This is a genomic window from Haemophilus seminalis, assembly GCF_006384255.1.
In the GTDB taxonomy this organism is placed as follows: domain Bacteria; phylum Pseudomonadota; class Gammaproteobacteria; order Enterobacterales; family Pasteurellaceae; genus Haemophilus; species Haemophilus seminalis.
This window is the reverse complement of sequence record NZ_VCED01000004.1, coordinates 94,929-110,888: the sequence shown is the minus strand read 5'-3', so window position 1 is coordinate 110,888 and position 15,960 is coordinate 94,929. Positions and strand designations below refer to the sequence as shown.

Annotated in this window: 15 protein-coding genes and 3 pseudogenes; 10 read left to right on the top strand and 8 right to left on the bottom strand. The window is 38.1% G+C overall.

Annotated elements, in window-relative coordinates:
- Nucleotides 1-122 precede the first annotated feature (122 nt).
- Nucleotides 123-1,517 carry a class II fumarate hydratase gene (fumC, locus tag FE813_RS06825; protein WP_139989979.1) on the bottom strand — a complete coding sequence of 465 codons (1,395 nt, stop codon included), beginning with the start codon at nt 1,515-1,517 and terminating at the stop codon, nt 123-125.
- 234 nt (nt 1,518-1,751) lie between these two features.
- On the opposite strand from fumC, the gene FE813_RS06820 reads away from it, so the two are divergent.
- The 7 genes and pseudogenes from FE813_RS06820 to tnpA all read left to right on the top strand — a co-directional run bounded on the left by FE813_RS06820 (nt 1,752) and on the right by tnpA (nt 8,540).
- Nucleotides 1,752-2,186 carry a DNA polymerase III subunit chi gene (locus FE813_RS06820; protein ID WP_139989978.1) on the top strand — a complete coding sequence of 145 codons (435 nt, stop codon included), beginning with the start codon at nt 1,752-1,754 and terminating at the stop codon, nt 2,184-2,186.
- 15 nt (nt 2,187-2,201) lie between these two features.
- Entirely contained in the window at nt 2,202-2,714 is a 513-nt protein-coding gene (locus FE813_RS06815; protein WP_139989977.1) for a hypothetical protein, read from the top strand.
- Between the two features lie 44 nt (nt 2,715-2,758).
- Complete coding sequence (gene yqfB / locus FE813_RS06810) at nt 2,759-3,094, top strand: N(4)-acetylcytidine aminohydrolase (RefSeq protein ID WP_139989976.1); 336 nt, start codon at nt 2,759-2,761, stop codon at nt 3,092-3,094.
- Nucleotides 3,078-3,995 (top strand): restriction endonuclease, encoded by a 918-nt coding sequence (locus FE813_RS06805; protein ID WP_111407361.1) that lies wholly within the window; start codon nt 3,078-3,080, stop codon nt 3,993-3,995. Before yqfB ends, FE813_RS06805 begins: the two co-directional genes overlap by 17 nt.
- A gap of 56 nt (nt 3,996-4,051) precedes the next feature.
- Nucleotides 4,052-6,916, top strand: coding sequence for a valine--tRNA ligase (gene valS / locus FE813_RS06800; protein WP_139989975.1), 2,865 nt, complete (start codon nt 4,052-4,054; stop codon nt 6,914-6,916).
- A 167-nt stretch (nt 6,917-7,083) separates the two neighbouring features.
- Nucleotides 7,084-7,899 carry a glycosyltransferase family 8 protein gene (locus FE813_RS06795; RefSeq protein ID WP_139989974.1) on the top strand — a complete coding sequence of 272 codons (816 nt, stop codon included), beginning with the start codon at nt 7,084-7,086 and terminating at the stop codon, nt 7,897-7,899.
- A 177-nt stretch (nt 7,900-8,076) separates the two neighbouring features.
- Nucleotides 8,077-8,540 (top strand): annotated as a pseudogene (gene tnpA, locus FE813_RS06790) (IS200/IS605 family transposase).
- 110 nt (nt 8,541-8,650) lie between these two features.
- On the opposite strand, the pseudogene hypC reads toward tnpA, so the two are convergent.
- Both hypC and FE813_RS06780 read right to left on the bottom strand, forming a co-directional pair.
- Nucleotides 8,651-8,842, bottom strand: a pseudogene (gene hypC, locus FE813_RS06785) (HypC/HybG/HupF family hydrogenase formation chaperone); the annotation flags it as partial.
- Nucleotides 8,843-8,857: 15 nt separating this feature from the next.
- Nucleotides 8,858-9,517, bottom strand: a pseudogene (locus tag FE813_RS06780) (type I restriction-modification system subunit M N-terminal domain-containing protein); the annotation flags it as partial.
- A 115-nt stretch (nt 9,518-9,632) separates the two neighbouring features.
- Here FE813_RS06780 and rbfA point away from each other — a divergent pair.
- The 3 genes from rbfA (at nt 9,633) to tyrA (ending at nt 12,153) form a co-directional block, all read left to right on the top strand.
- Entirely contained in the window at nt 9,633-10,019 is a 387-nt protein-coding gene (rbfA, locus tag FE813_RS06775; protein ID WP_118800409.1) for a 30S ribosome-binding factor RbfA, read from the top strand.
- Nucleotides 10,019-10,939: a tRNA pseudouridine(55) synthase TruB gene (truB, locus tag FE813_RS06770; RefSeq protein ID WP_139989973.1), complete on the top strand. Its 921-nt coding sequence runs from the start codon at nt 10,019-10,021 to the stop codon at nt 10,937-10,939. The genes rbfA and truB overlap by 1 nt, the downstream gene beginning before the upstream one ends.
- 89 nt (nt 10,940-11,028) lie before the next feature.
- Complete coding sequence (tyrA, locus tag FE813_RS06765; protein WP_180978700.1) at nt 11,029-12,153, top strand: bifunctional chorismate mutase/prephenate dehydrogenase; 1,125 nt, start codon at nt 11,029-11,031, stop codon at nt 12,151-12,153.
- A 35-nt stretch (nt 12,154-12,188) separates the two neighbouring features.
- Here the strand turns inward: tyrA and queF are convergent, their stop codons facing one another.
- The 5 genes from queF to FE813_RS06740 are packed head-to-tail and all read right to left on the bottom strand — an operon-like array spanning nt 12,189 to nt 15,913.
- Nucleotides 12,189-13,028, bottom strand: coding sequence for an NADPH-dependent 7-cyano-7-deazaguanine reductase QueF (queF, locus tag FE813_RS06760; RefSeq protein WP_139989971.1), 840 nt, complete (start codon nt 13,026-13,028; stop codon nt 12,189-12,191).
- 54 nt (nt 13,029-13,082) lie between these two features.
- Nucleotides 13,083-13,868: a Zn-ribbon-containing protein gene (locus FE813_RS06755; protein ID WP_139989970.1), complete on the bottom strand. Its 786-nt coding sequence runs from the start codon at nt 13,866-13,868 to the stop codon at nt 13,083-13,085.
- Nucleotides 13,859-14,239, bottom strand: coding sequence for a SufE family protein (locus FE813_RS06750; protein WP_139989969.1), 381 nt, complete (start codon nt 14,237-14,239; stop codon nt 13,859-13,861). The genes FE813_RS06755 and FE813_RS06750 overlap by 10 nt, the downstream gene beginning before the upstream one ends.
- Nucleotides 14,236-15,435: a cysteine desulfurase gene (locus FE813_RS06745; RefSeq protein WP_139989968.1), complete on the bottom strand. Its 1,200-nt coding sequence runs from the start codon at nt 15,433-15,435 to the stop codon at nt 14,236-14,238. Before FE813_RS06745 ends, FE813_RS06750 begins: the two co-directional genes overlap by 4 nt.
- Entirely contained in the window at nt 15,425-15,913 is a 489-nt protein-coding gene (locus FE813_RS06740; protein ID WP_506340688.1) for a thermonuclease family protein, read from the bottom strand. Before FE813_RS06740 ends, FE813_RS06745 begins: the two co-directional genes overlap by 11 nt.
- Between the last annotated feature and the right edge of the window lie 47 nt (nt 15,914-15,960).

Below are 15,960 nucleotides of genomic sequence, written 5' to 3'. Positions count from 1 at the left end.
ATTGCCGTGAATAAAATTGTGTTGATTATAACAAACCGCATCAAAAAACAAATGAGAAACGAGTAAAAAGGCGAGTAATTTTACTCGCCTTTAATATTACTGATGTTAATTTGTGCGGTGAATTATTTTAGGCTACCCACCATATCTTCTGGGCGAACCCATTTATCAAAATCTTCTGCAGAAAGTAAGCCTAAATTAATCGCTTCTTCACGCAATGTTGTGCCATTTTTGTGAGCTGTTTTTGCAATTTTAGCTGCGTTTTCATAGCCAATATGCGTATTAAGTGCGGTCACCAACATTAATGAATTTTCAAGTTGTTGTTTAATTCGAGGATAGTTTGGTTCAATACCCACTGCACAGTGTTCATCGAAAGATACGCAAGCATCACCCAATAATTGAGCAGATTGTAAGAAGTTTGCAATCATCACTGGGTTGAACACATTTAATTGGAAGTGACCTTGTGAGCCTACAAATGCGATAGTGGTGTCGTTACCAAATACTTGTGCGCAGACCATTGTCATCGCTTCGCATTGAGTAGGGTTTACTTTACCTGGCATGATTGAAGAACCTGGCTCATTTTCAGGAATTAAAATTTCACCAATTCCTGAACGAGGACCTGATGCTAATAGACGAATATCGTTCGTAATTTTAAATAAACTCATTGCTAATTGACGTAATGCACCGTGAGTTTCAACAATCGCATCATGAGTGGCTAATGCTTCAAATTTATTATCTGCGGTGACAAACGGAAGTGCAGTGAATTTTGCAATGTAATCTGCCACTTTCACATCATAGCCTTTCGGCGTGTTCAAACCTGTGCCAACAGCTGTACCACCTAATGCTAATTGACTTAAATGCGGAAGAGTATTTTTTAATGCTTTTAAGCCGAAATCTAATTGAGCGGCATAAGCCGAAAATTCTTGGCCTAATGTGAGTGGCGTTGCATCCATTAAGTGAGTGCGGCCAATTTTTACTACGTTTTTGAAGGCTTCAGATTTTGCCGCAAAAGTTTTTTGTAAACGTTCAACACAAGGAATGGTATGTTCAACTACTTTTTTATATGCCGCAATGTGCATTGCCGTTGGGAAAGTATCATTTGAAGATTGTGATTTGTTTACATCATCATTTGGGTGAATGATAGATTTTTCACCTAATTTTCCACCGTTTAACACATGAGCACGATTTGCAACCACTTCGTTCACATTCATATTGGATTGTGTACCAGAACCGGTTTGCCAAATAACGAGTGGGAATTGATCATCTAATTTATTTGCTAAAATTTCGTCACAAGCCTGAGCAATTAAATCACGTTTTTCAAGAGGTAATACACCTAAATCATGATTAGCAAATGCGGCTGCTTTTTTCAAATAGCCAAAAGCTTCGATAATTTCATGTGGCATTGATGCGGCAGGACCAATTTTAAAGTTATTGCGTGAACGTTCAGTTTGTGCAGCCCAATATTTATCTGCTGGAACTTGAACTTCACCCATTGTGTCTTTTTCAATACGAAATGCCATTCTGTACTCCTATGAATTGAATGAATATTAAAACTGGATTGATTTTAACACTTCCGAGTTATGAGTGGAACGTAACAAAAACGTTAAAAATCAGTTTTGTGACATAGATCATAAAAGTGCGGTGGATTTCTACACATTTGTAATAATGTATATTTAATTATTTATTTTTTAGGGTTTTTTCGTTAAAATTTCACCCTTTTTATAGGGCAAGATTGAGAAAATAACGGGGCTAAAATGGCAAAAACTGCGCAATTTTACATTCTTACGGAAGATTGTACCTTAACTGTCGAAGAAATAGCCTGTAATCTTTCTGCCTCAATATGGCGATTAGGGAAAAAAGTATTGATTAGCTGTGAAAGTGAGGCTCAAGCGTTAGAGATTGACGAGCGTTTGTGGCAACGAGATCCTAATGAATTTGTTCCTCATAATTTATCGGGTGAGGCAACACAATATCCCACACCGATTGAGATTTCATGGCTTGGGAAACGAAATTTACAACGCCGTGATGTGTTAATTAATTTGCAACAAGAAATCCCAGATTTTAGCCATAGTTTCACCCAAATTATTGATTTTGTACCGAAAGATGACGTCTTAAAAACACAAGCTCGAGAACGTTATAAACAGTTAAGAGCGTTGGGATGGACACTTTCCACCGAAAATATAGCATAACAGAATGGAGTAATTATGAAGAAAACCAAATTTTGCTTAAGTTTATTATTGGGAACAGCTGTATTGATGATTTCAGCTTGTGAGAAACAAGAAAATAAAGTTGAAGCCACACCTAAAGTTGAAGCAACACCTAAAGTTGAAGAAACTCAACAGGCCACAAAACATGATGTTAAAAAGGAAGCTGCTCTTTTAGAAGAAAATAAAGAGAAAACTTCTGTTGTAGATCAGAAATCTGAAGCGGTTGAACAAGAAAAAATGGTTGAAGCTGAAAAAACAGTAGAGATGACTACTCAACAAAAAACGCAAGAGGCTCAAGTTTCATCTAAAGTATCGCCAGCTCCAGCTAAAATAAAGCAGGCAAATGATCCAAATACAGAAAAACGAAAAATATTACAAATACTAGAACAACAATATCAGCAAGTTCGTTGTACTAGCGAGGGAGAGAAACTCGGTTCTGAGAGTTTTTGTCATCAAGAAGAATATCGCTTATTAAATGAAATTGATCGTTTAAAGAAAGAATTGAGATAGTTTTATAAAACTTTCTAAATCCCAACCGCACTTTAAGGATCAAAATGCAATCCAACGACATCACCTTCTACCAACGTTTTGAAGCCGATATTCTCGCCGGGCGTAAAACCATTACCATTCGGGATAAATCCGAAAGCCATTTTAAAACGGGCGATATTCTGCGTGTGGGGCGCTTTGAAGATAATCAATATTTCTGCACTATTGAAGTATTAAGTGTGTCGTCGATTACTCTTGATGAACTGACGGAACAACATGCCAAGCAGGAGAATATGGGGTTGGAAGAATTGAAAGAGGTGATTCGGATTATTTATCCGAGTGAAAGGCTGCTTTATGTAGTTACGTTTGGTTTGATAGAGGGGAAATATGCGAGCTTACAATAAACCAAAAGATTTATTAAATCCCATCTTAAATATACTTAAAACAAATCCAAATTTAGATAAGTCTTCTATTATTAGTAAATTAGCTGAATATTTTAATTTAGATAATGATTTCCTGAATCGTAGATATGAAGTAAGTAATGCTAAGATTTTTGAAAATACTGTTTTGTGGAAATTAAATGATTTAGATAAGTCAGGTTTGATCTCTTTTGAGAAGGTAAAAGATAAAAGATTATATTTTGTCTCTGATTTAGGTATTAAGCTTTTATATGCCTCTAGTGATGATGTTTTAAAATATATTAGAGAAAACTACTTAAGAAAGTTTGATACTTCATCAGAGCAAGAAAAAGAAGAAATTACGCAACAAATTGTTGAGCTTGAGGTGAATCCACTTGAACAGTTAGAAAAGTCTTATTTAGCTATTAGAAAAGAGATTTATAATGAGATTATCGAAGTGCTTTTAAGCAAATCTCCAGCAGCTTTTGAAAAAATTGTTATCGAACTATTTCAAAAAATGGGGTATGGGGATGGTGAGATTACACAATTAAGTCGAGATGGTGGAATTGATGGGATTATAAAAAGTGATGTTCTAGGATTTGAACAGATTTATGTACAAGCAAAACGTTATCAAAAAGATGCATCAATAGGGCAACCTGATATTCAACGATTTATAGGAACATTGCTTGGTTTACAAGGAAATGCAACAAAAGGTATTTTTGTGACTACTGCAAAATTCTCAAATGAGGCTATAAAATATGTTCAAAATTTTTCAAAAGCAAAAATTGTTTTGATTAATGGAGATTTATTGGCTAAATATATTTATGAATATGAATTAGGGGTTCAGCCACAAAAAATTTTTAGCATTAAGAAATTAGATAGTGATTTTTGGGAAAGCTTTTCATAGTATTTTTATAAATGATCCAATAAATAAGTTTAATCTTACTAAAAGAGAATAAATAAATGACACAAAAATTCGAAATGGCAGACCGTTTTAATCCGTCTGCAGTAGAACAAGCCCTTTATCAACATTGGGAAGAGAGCGGTTATTTTAAACCGTCTGAAAATGAAAACGCGCAGAGCTATTGCATTGCGATTCCTCCACCGAATGTAACAGGTTCTCTACACATGGGACATGCTTTCCAACAAACCTTAATGGATACTTTAATCCGTTTTAACCGTATGGAAGGGCATAATACCTTATGGCAAGCTGGGACAGACCACGCGGGCATCGCCACCCAAATGGTGGTGGAGCGTAAAATTGCGGCTGAAGAAGGCAAAACTCGCCATGATTATGGTCGTGAATCGTTTATCAACAAAATTTGGGATTGGAAAGCCTATTCAGGCGGCACAATTAGCCAGCAAATGCGCCGTTTAGGAAACTCTATCGACTGGAAACGTGAGCGTTTCACTATGGACGACGGTTTATCCAATGCTGTAAAAGAAGTGTTTGTTCGTTTGCACGAAGAAGGTTTGATTTACCGTGGCAAACGCTTAGTAAACTGGGATCCAAAACTTCATACCGCGATTTCTGATTTAGAAGTGGAAAACAAAGAGAGCAAAGGCTCCCTTTGGCATTTCCGCTATCCGTTAGCAAACGGTGCAAAAACGGCAGATGGTAAAGATTATTTAGTGGTGGCAACCACGCGTCCGGAAACCATGTTGGGCGATACGGCGGTGGCGGTGCATCCGGAAGATGAGCGTTATCAATCTTTAATTGGTAAAACGGTCGTTCTGCCGTTGGCTAATCGTGAAATTCCGATTATTGCGGATGAATATGTGGATCGTGAATTCGGTACCGGTGTAGTGAAAATCACCCCAGCGCACGACTTTAACGACTACGAAGTGGGGAAACGTCACAGCTTGCCGATGGTTAACGTGTTAACCTTAAATGCAGATATTCGTGATGAAGCGGAAATTATCGGTACTGACGGCAAACCACTTGCTGGCTATGAAGCGACTATTCCTGCGGATTACCGTGGCTTAGAGCGTTTCGCTGCACGTAAGAAAATCGTGGCAGATTTTGAAGCGCTTGGCTTATTAGACGAAATCAAACCGCACGATTTGAAAGTGCCTTATGGTGACCGTGGTGGTGTGCCTATTGAGCCGATGTTAACCGACCAATGGTATGTGAGCGTGAAACCGCTTGCAGATGTAGCGATTAAAGCGGTGGAAGACGGCGAAATCCAATTCGTGCCGAAACAATATGAAAACCTTTACTTCTCTTGGATGCGTGATATTCAAGATTGGTGTATCTCTCGCCAACTTTGGTGGGGACACCGTATTCCTGCGTGGTATGACGCAGAGGGTAACGTTTATGTCGCGCGTAACGAAGAAGAAGTGCGGTCAAAATATAACTTAGATTCTACGGTTGAACTCAAACAAGATGAAGATGTGTTAGACACGTGGTTCTCATCAGGCTTATGGACGTTCTCAACATTAGGTTGGCCAGAGCAAACCAAAGAACTCAAAATGTTCCACCCAACGGATGTGTTAATTACCGGCTTTGATATCATTTTCTTCTGGGTTGCGCGTATGATTATGTTTACGATGCACTTCGTGAAAGATGAAAACGGCAAACCACAAGTACCATTCAAAACGGTGTACGTAACAGGCTTGATCCGTGATGAGCAAGGTCAAAAAATGTCGAAATCGAAAGGTAACGTACTCGATCCAATCGATATGATTGACGGCATCAGCCTTGAAGATTTACTTGAAAAACGCACTGGTAACATGATGCAACCGCAATTAGCAGAGAAAATTGCTAAAGCGACCCGCAAAGAGTTTGCTGATGGCATTGCCGCACACGGCACGGACGCATTGCGCTTTACACTAGCTGCATTGGCTTCAAACGGTCGTGATATCAACTGGGATATGAAACGTTTGGAAGGTTACCGTAACTTCTGTAACAAATTGTGGAATGCAAGCCGTTTCGTGCTTACCAATGACAAATTAGATTTAAGTCAAGGCGAAATTGAATTTTCCGTGGCAGACCGTTGGATTCAATCGGAATTTAATCGCACAGTGGAAACTTTCCGTAATTCATTAAGCCAATATCGTTTCGATCTTTGTGCGAATGCAATTTATGAATTTACTTGGAACCAATTCTGTGACTGGTATTTAGAATTGACTAAACCAGTATTTGCCAACGGCAACGCAGCACAAATCCGTGCGGCAAGTCAAACCTTGGTTCACGTGTTAGAAAAATTATTACGTTTAGCCCATCCGCTTATTCCATTTATTACCGAAGAAATTTGGCAAAAAGTGAAAGGTTTTGTCGGCATTACGGCTGACAGCATTATGTTACAACCTTTCCCACAAGTGGAAGAAAACGGCTTTGATCCAGAAGCAGAAGCTGAAATTGAGTGGTTAAAAGAAGTGATCGTTGCGATACGTAATATCCGTGCAGAAAGCAACATTGCACCAAGTAAAGGCTTAGATCTGTTATTCCGTAATTTAAGCACAGAAAATACAAAGATTCTCGAAAAACAAACCGCTCTTTTAAAAGCGATGGCGAAATTAGACAACGTTCAAGTGTTAGCCGCAAACGAAACAGCACCACTTGCGGTAGCGAAACTCGTTGGCAATGCTGAATTGCTTGTGCCAATGGCTGGCTTTATCAATAAAGAAGCAGAGCTTGCTCGTTTAACTAAAGAGATTGAAAAATATCAAAACGAAGTTAAACGTATCGAAAACAAACTCAGCAATGAGGCTTTCGTGGCAAAAGCCCCAGAAGCCGTGATTGCGAAAGAACGAGAAAAACAAGCGGAATACCAATCTGGATTAGAAAAAATCCAAGAGCAGTATAAGGCGATTGAAGCACTTTAATTTCAATAATAAAAACGTCGGTTTAATCTGACGTTTTTATTTTTTTTCGTTTTGCTAAGTATTTTCAGATAAACCAGAAAAATTGGGTATGGAATAACTCGATAGCAACCTAATATATACTGGAAAGGAGAAAAGGATTTTATTTTCTATATTAAGGTTTTTAATTAATGAATATTGTATTTGTACTAGATAAAAATTATTCTAGTTATTTAGAGGTGGCTCTGAAGTCAGTGCACTATCACCATCATAATGTAAATATTTATATTATTCATGATGGTATTTCAAGAGCTGAATTAACGAGAGTAGGGCAGCATTTAGCTCATCGAGGCAATTCTCTGTATGACTTATATATTGAAGATGTTAATAAGTTAATTGTATTTCCAACAGTAGGATCTCCAGATCATATTGGGGCATTTTCATTAGTTCGATTGTTTGTTCATCGTTTACTCCCAGAAAATATAGACAAAGTTATTTATTTAGATGTAGATGTAATTATTAATAAGCCAATAGATGAACTTTGGAATATTGACATAGATAATTATTTATTGGGAGCTGTTACTGATTATGGTATGGAATTCCATTGGTTCCATAAGTATTTTGATAAACAACAGTATATTAATTCTGGTGTGATGCTAATTAATTTAAATAAATGGCGTGAATTAAATGTTGATAAATATTTTATTGATGGCGCATTAAAATATGGCAAAAAATTTGAATATGGTGATCAAGACACAATTAATTTTAGCTTAAGTAAGGAATTAATTAAACTATTACCTATTGGATTTAATTTTCAAGTGGGGTTGTTAGAAGATAGATTGAGAGAGGCAGATATAGATTTAAGTCCTCATTTTACTTTTGTGCCAAATATTATTCATTACACTGGAAAGTTTAAACCTTGGTTAAAAGAAGACCATGAAGATTTCCCCAAATTTTATAAAGATAATTATATTTTTTATCAGGATTTAGATTGGAATAGCATATAAATAAAATAGTCGTTCAATTAGAACGAGTATTTTATTATTATAGCCAGACGAAAGTCTGGCTATAAAAACCATACGCTATGCGTATGGAGCCAAATAGCTTAAGTGATGAACAGAAAAAATCCTCGCTATATAATGAACAAGGCTGACAACCAAAATTCAACATATAGGAGGATTATCATGGTAAGTAAAACCAGTGACGATTCAAGTCTATCACACACAAAATGGAACTGTAAGTATCACATTGTATTTATCCCTAAGTACAGAAGAAAAGGAATTTATGGAAAGTTAAGAGCAGATATAGGTCAAATATTGAGGTAGTTATGTGACTATAAAAATGTGGAGATAATAGAAGCACATGCAATGCCAGACCCTATCCATATGCTCTTAAAAATCCCACCTAAAATATCAGTATCAGGTTTTATGGGCTATCTGAAGGGGAAGTCTGCGCTGATGATTTTTGAAAGACACACGAACTTAAAATATAGACATGGAAATAGGAATTTCTGGGAGAAAGGATTTTTGTAAGCACAGTAGGGTTAAATACAAAAGTGGTGGAGGATTATATAAGAAACCAAGAAAAAGAAAATATGGTTCAAGATAATTTATTAACGAAAGAACATGTTGACCCCTTTAAGGGGTAATCAAGGAAATAATTAGACGCGGTTGTCAGTTCTCACAAGCCCCTTGAGGGGCTTGTGAAGTATAGGCCCTTATAGGGGAGCCTAAAACCGCACGTTTTACGTGCGGATTGTTATTTTTGATTTAACCCTAAAAAATCCCCAACTTCGTGCTCTAGTTGACTCATAGCGAGTAGGGTTTCTTGAGTTTTTTTGGCTTCATCTTCATCAATAACACTCATTGCAAAGCCAACATGAACAAGCACCCATTTGCCAAGTAAATCGGCAGGATCTTCAGTGCAGACTAGTGAAATATTCACATCACGTTATACGTCATATGTGTTGTAATTAGGGCGAGTAAAGTTGGTATCAGAGAAAGGGATAATCAGCTCACTCAGGGTGTCTTCGTTTACGGCATAGCCGCCGATGCGTTGGAGTACGCCTTTGAGTTTTTCGTTATCTTTTTCAATGGCATCAAAAGCATCGTCAATCAGTTTTGCCACACCAGAAAATTTCCCGCGCTCTTTTCCTATATTCCAAGGCAATTCTGCCCTAGTGTTGAGAATAGAGACTTCTTGTAAGGCTTGCCAACGTGCAGAAGTTGGTTCCCAGAACACATTGTCGGCGGCGTAGCAGTTACGGTTTTCTAGTTATGTGGTTAAAGCTTCTTGATACTCTTCTTCAGTATCAAAAAAGTGCGGTCAAGATAGAGGGGATTTTCTGGTGTGGAGAGTTCCGCCTGAATTTTTTCCTGTTGATGAGTGAAACTATCAGAAATGTATTTTAAAAAGATAAGACCAAGAACGATATGTTTATAGTTAGCGGCATCAAGTTGTTGGCGGAGTTTATCGGCAGATGCCCAAAGTTTTTCATCTAATTCATTTAAAAATGCTTGTTGTAATGCATGATTTTCAGCGACAATCTTGGTCGTCTCGTCTCGTCTCGCTTGCATAAATTATGCCCTCTGTAAAGTGATTTTTATCGGAAGTTTGAATATTCAAACAAATTATCAGGTGTCATTTTATCGAAAAACAGTATCGGGTTGAAAGGGATTTTTGCGTGCTAAATCCAATGATTTCCAGTAGAATGGGGCGCTTTTATAAATAAGGAATAACTATGGCAAGAGAATTTAAACGTAGCGATCGCGTCGCTCAAGAAATACAAAAAGAAATAGCAGTCATTTTACAACGCGAAGTGAAAGATCCCCGTATTGGGATGGTGACAGTTTCTGATGTGGAAGTGTCGAGTGATTTATCTTACGCAAAAATCTTCGTGACTTTTTTATTCGATCACGATGAAGCGGCAATTGAGCAAGGCATGAAAGGCTTAGAAAAAGCATCGCCTTATATTCGTTCATTACTAGGTAAAGCGATGCGTTTACGTATCGTGCCAGAGATTCGCTTTATTTACGATCAATCCTTAGTGGAAGGGATGCGTATGTCAAATCTTGTGACAAATGTTGTGCGTGAAGATGAGAAAAAACACGTTGAGGAAAGCAACTAATGTCTAGACCTCGTAAACGCTGGCGTGATGTTGATGGTGTGTTTTTGTTGGATAAGCCACAAGGCATGTCATCAAATGACATTATGCAAAAGGTGAAGCGTTTATTTCAAGCGAACAAAGCCGGGCATACTGGCGCGCTCGATCCGTTGGCAACGGGAATGTTGCCGATTTGCTTGGGTGAAGCAACTAAGTTTTCACAATTTTTGCTTGATGCAGATAAGCGTTATCTTGTTACGGCAAAATTAGGCGAACGTACCGATACTTCCGATGCGGAAGGGCAAGTCGTGGAAACTCGTGAAGTTCATGTTGAAACTCAGCAAATTTTGACCGCACTTGAACAATTTCGTGGCGATATTTTACAAGTGCCGACAATGTTTTCTGCACTAAAACATAACGGCAAACCGCTTTATGAATATGCGCGCCAAGGTATTACAGTTGAGCGTGAAGCACGCCCAATTACGATTTTTGAACTCAATTTTATTGAATATCACGCACCTTATTTAACCTTAGAAGTGCATTGTTCAAAAGGCACTTATATTCGCACCTTAGTAGATGATTTGGGTGAAGTGCTAGGTTGTGGCGCGCATGTGGCAATGTTACGCCGTACAGCCGTAGCGGATTACCCCGTAGCGGAAATGATGCCAATCGATGAGTTACAACTGCTCGCTGAAAGTTTTCCATTAAGTGAGTTAGATCGTCTATTACTACCAACCGATACTGCAGTAAGTAAATTGCCCGCTTTTCATTTGAATGCAGAGCAGAGTAAAGCTATTGGTTTTGGTCAGCGAGTGAAATTTGCTAACGAACAGCAATTAAGCGGTCAAGTGCGGTTATTTTCAGCGGAGAATTTATTCTTAGGCGTGGCATTGATCGACGGGAATATTATTCGCCCACAACGGTTAATCACGCAATCTGCATAACCTAATTGCCTTTCTTATAAAATTCTAGTAATCTCATCTGTAATTAATTTTTTACAAATTGTGTAAACTAAATTTTTCAGGTGAGTTTTATGGAAGCCCTTAAGGATTTACGTTCTGAAATTGATTCGCTTGATTGCGAACTTATCCAACTTTTTGCTAAACGTCTTGAGTTGGTTTCTCAAGTCGGTAAAGTTAAACATCAACATGGATTACCTATTTATGCGCCAGAGCGTGAAATAGCAATGCTCCAAGCGCGTCGTTTAGAAGCTGAAAAAGCAGGCATTTCAGCAGATCTGATTGAAGATGTTCTACGCCGTTTTATGCGCGAATCCTATGCCAATGAAAATCAATTTGGCTTTAAAACCATCAATCCTGATATTCACAAAATTGTTATCGTGGGTGGCTATGGTAAATTGGGTGGTTTATTTGCTCGCTATTTACGTGCATCTGGTTATCCAATTTCTATCTTAGATCGCGAAGATTGGGCGATGGCTGAAAGTATTTTAGCGAATGCTGATGTCGTGATCGTTTCCGTCCCTATTAATCTCACCTTAGAAACAGTTGAACGCTTAAAACCTTATTTAACGGAAAACATGCTACTTGCAGATTTAACCTCTGTTAAGCGTGAACCGCTAGCGAAAATGCTTGAAATCCATTCTGGTGCTGTTTTAGGTTTACATCCGATGTTTGGGCCAGATATTGCAAGTATGGCGAAACAAGTGGTTGTGCGTTGTGATGGACGTTTTCCTGAACGTTACAAATGGTTACTTGAGCAAATTCAAATTTGGGGCGTAAAGGTTTATCAAACCGATGCCACAGAACACGATCACAATATGACTTATATACAAGCCTTGCGCCATTTTTCAACTTTCGCGAATGGTTTACATCTTTCTAAACAGCCCGTTAATCTTGCTAATTTATTGGCACTTTCTTCCCCTATTTATCGCTTAGAACTTGCGATGATCGGTCGTTTATTTGCGCAAGATGCAGAGCTTTATGCAGATATTATTATGGATAAACCAGAAAATTTAGCAGTAATTGAAACGCTAAAACAAACTTACGAAGAAGCCTTAACTTTCTTTGAAAATAATGATCGTCAAGGTTTTATTGATGCTTTCCATAAGGTGCGTGATTGGTTCGGCGATTATTCCGAACAATTCTTAAAAGAAAGCCGTCAGCTATTGCAGCAGGCAAATGATTTGAAACAAGGGTAGGGAAAAGTGCGGTGAAATTTCACCGCAGTTTTCTTTTACTGTCTCGCTAATCTTAAATTTTCAGGTAAGTTCTCAAAATTAGAGCGGAATGGGTTGATGTCTAAGCCACCGCGTCGGGTATAGCGTGCGTAAACAGTGAGTTTTTCTGGTTTTGCGTAGTGCATTAAATCGCAAAAAATACGCTCGACACATTGTTCGTGAAATTCATTATGCTGACGGAAAGATACAACGTAATGCAATAATTTTTCGTGATCGATTTTTTTACCAACATAATGAATATGTAACGTTCCCCAGTCTGGCTGATTAGTGATGAGGCAGTTAGATTTCAACAAATGGCTGACTAATTTTTCTTCGACAATTTCATCCGATACACAATCTTTCAGCCAATCAGCGTTGAATTCGTAGCTAGTTATTTCAATATCTTGTTCATCAATGCAATCGCCTTGTAAGTGATCAATTTTTTGAGAATCATAAACTGCTACTGGATTTAACCGCACTTTTACATCGCCTTGCGCACATTCGCTTAAATCGCGTTGCATAGTTTGTTGAACAGCTGTGAAATCTGCAAATTTGCTTTGGTTGAAGCTATTTAAATAAAGTTTAAAACTCTTTGATTCAATCAAATTTTGGCTTTGATAATCCAGATAAATGTCTGCGATAGCCACTTGTGGCAAGCCTTTTTCATTGAGCCACGAGATTTCATAAGCCGTCCAAATATCGGCGCCGATAGTAAATGGTTGGTTTTGAGTAATGCCCAATCCATCGCGATTTAACGCGCGTGGCACAGGCTGTAATAAAGTGCGGTCATATTGAGAGGCGTATTCCGTTTTTTGACCGAGTTTTAAGGATTTTAAGCTGTTGTCTTGGTAATTCATCTTTTCTCCGATTAAGTGTTCGAGTTTTGCAAATTTCGACACTTTATAAATTAATTACAAAAAATTCCACGATAGGTTCGAAACTAATCGACAGGTATCGCATTTAAAATGAAAGGTATCAAAAATCGCGTCTTTTAACGCCCAGTTTGCACCACAAGAAGGGCAGCAACGGGATTTTTCAGATTCTAAAGATTGCCCACCTACATGATATAAATAATAGTAAGTCGGTATGCCCGTTTCTTTTTCTATTTCTTGGGCTAAATAACGCCCATGTTTTGAAAGTGTGCTTTGATGCTCAGAAATTTCTGCCAAAGATTGTTGTTCTAATACCGCACCATTCATTTGCAGTTGATCACAGGCTTGCCAATTTTCTTGCCATTTAATGAGATCTTGGCTTAAGTGCGGTTGATTTTTTAGTTGTTTATACAACGGGATTGGTGAGAAATTTTCTCCGCTATGAATCGGTGAGCAACTTTGTAAATGGGTTGTGTAAAGCACTTGCCAAGCTGGAGATACATTTTCTGCCGTTTGATCTGAATTGAGATCATCGCCCACAAGTTGAAAACCATCAAAAATTACACCGCACTTTTCGGCTTCTTGTAATGCTCGATTCACTTCTGCATTATTATTTTGCGGGAAAAGACTATCTTGTTCAGGGCAAATGACACGCATAGCAAAGCCTTGTGCGCCATCTTCTTCCAATAAATATAAAGGAATTTCACGTCCGATAATTTGCCCGTTATATCGCCATTGATCGATCACGGCATTAAGTAAACGGCTTTGTGATTCAATGTTATTTTCGAGCGCAGTTAGGCGAAAATAGGTTTCGATTAAATACATAAATTTTTTAATTGCTGTCCGATTTGGTTTAAGCCGTTTAAACGCGTTTCACTTAAACGTTGTGAAATGCCGAGTTCGCTAAAAAATACAGTAATATCAAATGTATTCAATTCATCCGCTGTTTTGCCATTGATTTGATTGAATAAAATCCAAAGCAAGCCATTCATAATTCTGGCTTCGCTAAATCCATTGAATTGAAAAGTGAGGTCATTTTTAGGCATAATTTGAAACCACATTTGTGCTTCGCAGCCAGTAATGGGTTGCATTTGAGCAAGTTCATCATCGCTTGGGCGAGATAAATTTTTGCCAGCTTGAATAATCAGGCGATAGCGATCTTCCCAATTTTTAGCTTGTTTTAATTGTTCTATCATTGTAATAAATCCAATGTTTTATCTAAAGCTGTAAAAAATGCCTCTACATCTTCCTGTGTATTATAAGGGGCAAAAGACAGGCGTAATGTGGTGCGTTCGCCTAAGCGTGCTAAATAAGGCTGGGCACAATGTTCGCCCACACGGAGCGCAATATTTTGTTCGCTTAAAAGTGTAGAAAGATCGGAACAGTCAATGCCCTCAAATACAAAGCAAACGACAGTGCTTGGTTGAGGGGAATTAAATAATCGGCAATTTTCGTAAGATTTTAACCGCACTTTGACGGATTCAGCCAAAGATATAGCGTGCTGTTCTGCTGCGGTAAAATCCCATTTTTGTAGCCAATTTAGTATGGCATTAAATCCAATAACCCCAGCAATATTGGGTGTGCCCGCTTCTAAACGATAAGGTAATTCGGCAAAAGTAATACGATCATTTGATACACGATCAACCATTTTTCCGCCGAAAAAGAGCGGTTGAAGTTGAGAAAGTGTGGTTAATTTTCCTGTTAAAACGCCAAGCCCATTTGGGCCATAAATTTTATGGGCAGAAAATGCGAGGAAATCGGTATCTAAATCTTGTAAATCGATTTTAATATGACTAATCGCTTGTGCAGCGTCCACTAAAACCAACGCATGGCTATGTTTTCTAATAAGTTGAATTAGGCGTTTAATCGGCTGTTCTGTGCCTGTGACATTTGAAACAAAATTCAGCGCAACCAGTTTTGTTTTTTCAGAAAGAGCAGAAATAAGCGCATTTTCATCAATTAGCCAATTATCTAAAATCGGTAAAACTCGAATTTTTGCACCGCACTTTTTCGCCGTTTCGTGCCAAGTAACAAAATTAGCATGATGATCTGCTTGGCTAATCAGAATTTCATCTTCTGCGTTTAATTGCGGTAGTAATCCATTTGCCACTAAGTTTATTGCGTGAGTTGTACCCGAAGTCCAGATAACAGCGCGTTTATCTTCTGCATCAACCCATTCTTTAACCTGTGTGCGAGCCTGTTCATATTGTGCTGTTTGGGCCGCATCATATTGGCTACGATGTACTGAGCCTGCAGAAGCATAAAATTCAGCGGTGCGATCAATTAATACTTGAGGTTTCAACGCGGTGGCGGCGTTATCTAAATAAACAACCGCATCTTCATATTGGAAATAGGGAAATTCTTGACGAAACGTTTGATAATCAAAAGCCATATTGATTTTTCTCTTGTCTGCGCCATTGACTTGGTTCAATCGGATTATTGTCCGCCCAAAGACCAATTCGTTTGGCTTGTGCATTTTCTTGCGCTTGAAGATAAATCGGATCATGGGAATATTGCTTATAAGCCCATGCCATACCTTGTTTAACCATTTCTAAATTAATATTTTTATCTTGATAATAAACAATCGCCAATATGCGTTGATATCGATCCTGACCTTTTAAAGAAAGACGTACATCACGGAGATAAACCATATCAGATAACGCTTTTTTAGATTTTTGTCCAAAAGCTTGTTTTTTCTCTGGCGCATCAATTTCAGCTAGTCGCACTTTGACTTGCTTATTGCCTTTTGTAAGGCAAGTTAAAGTGTCGCCATCGCTGATACCCACAACACGACAATTACCTTTCTCACTGGAGCAAGCAGAAAGTGCGGTTAAAAAAAGCAAAGAAATTAAAATTAAGCAGTTTTTCATCATTAACCTTGGTAAATTGGCGCTATTGGTGCCAATAAGCGTGTAGA

Coding starts and splice junctions, on each gene's coding strand:
- fumC (WP_139989979.1), bottom strand. CDS start 1,517: ATGGCATTTCGTATTGAAAAAGACACAATGGGTGAAGTTCAAGTTCCA.
- FE813_RS06820 (WP_139989978.1), top strand. CDS start 1,752: ATGGCAAAAACTGCGCAATTTTACATTCTTACGGAAGATTGTACCTTA.
- FE813_RS06815 (WP_139989977.1), top strand. CDS start 2,202: ATGAAGAAAACCAAATTTTGCTTAAGTTTATTATTGGGAACAGCTGTA.
- yqfB (WP_139989976.1), top strand. CDS start 2,759: ATGCAATCCAACGACATCACCTTCTACCAACGTTTTGAAGCCGATATT.
- FE813_RS06805 (WP_111407361.1), top strand. CDS start 3,078: ATGCGAGCTTACAATAAACCAAAAGATTTATTAAATCCCATCTTAAAT.
- valS (WP_139989975.1), top strand. CDS start 4,052: ATGACACAAAAATTCGAAATGGCAGACCGTTTTAATCCGTCTGCAGTA.
- FE813_RS06795 (WP_139989974.1), top strand. CDS start 7,084: ATGAATATTGTATTTGTACTAGATAAAAATTATTCTAGTTATTTAGAG.
- rbfA (WP_118800409.1), top strand. CDS start 9,633: ATGGCAAGAGAATTTAAACGTAGCGATCGCGTCGCTCAAGAAATACAA.
- truB (WP_139989973.1), top strand. CDS start 10,019: ATGTCTAGACCTCGTAAACGCTGGCGTGATGTTGATGGTGTGTTTTTG.
- tyrA (WP_180978700.1), top strand. CDS start 11,029: ATGGAAGCCCTTAAGGATTTACGTTCTGAAATTGATTCGCTTGATTGC.
- queF (WP_139989971.1), bottom strand. CDS start 13,028: ATGAATTACCAAGACAACAGCTTAAAATCCTTAAAACTCGGTCAAAAA.
- FE813_RS06755 (WP_139989970.1), bottom strand. CDS start 13,868: ATGTATTTAATCGAAACCTATTTTCGCCTAACTGCGCTCGAAAATAAC.
- FE813_RS06750 (WP_139989969.1), bottom strand. CDS start 14,239: ATGATAGAACAATTAAAACAAGCTAAAAATTGGGAAGATCGCTATCGC.
- FE813_RS06745 (WP_139989968.1), bottom strand. CDS start 15,435: ATGGCTTTTGATTATCAAACGTTTCGTCAAGAATTTCCCTATTTCCAA.
- FE813_RS06740 (WP_506340688.1), bottom strand. CDS start 15,913: ATGAAAAACTGCTTAATTTTAATTTCTTTGCTTTTTTTAACCGCACTT.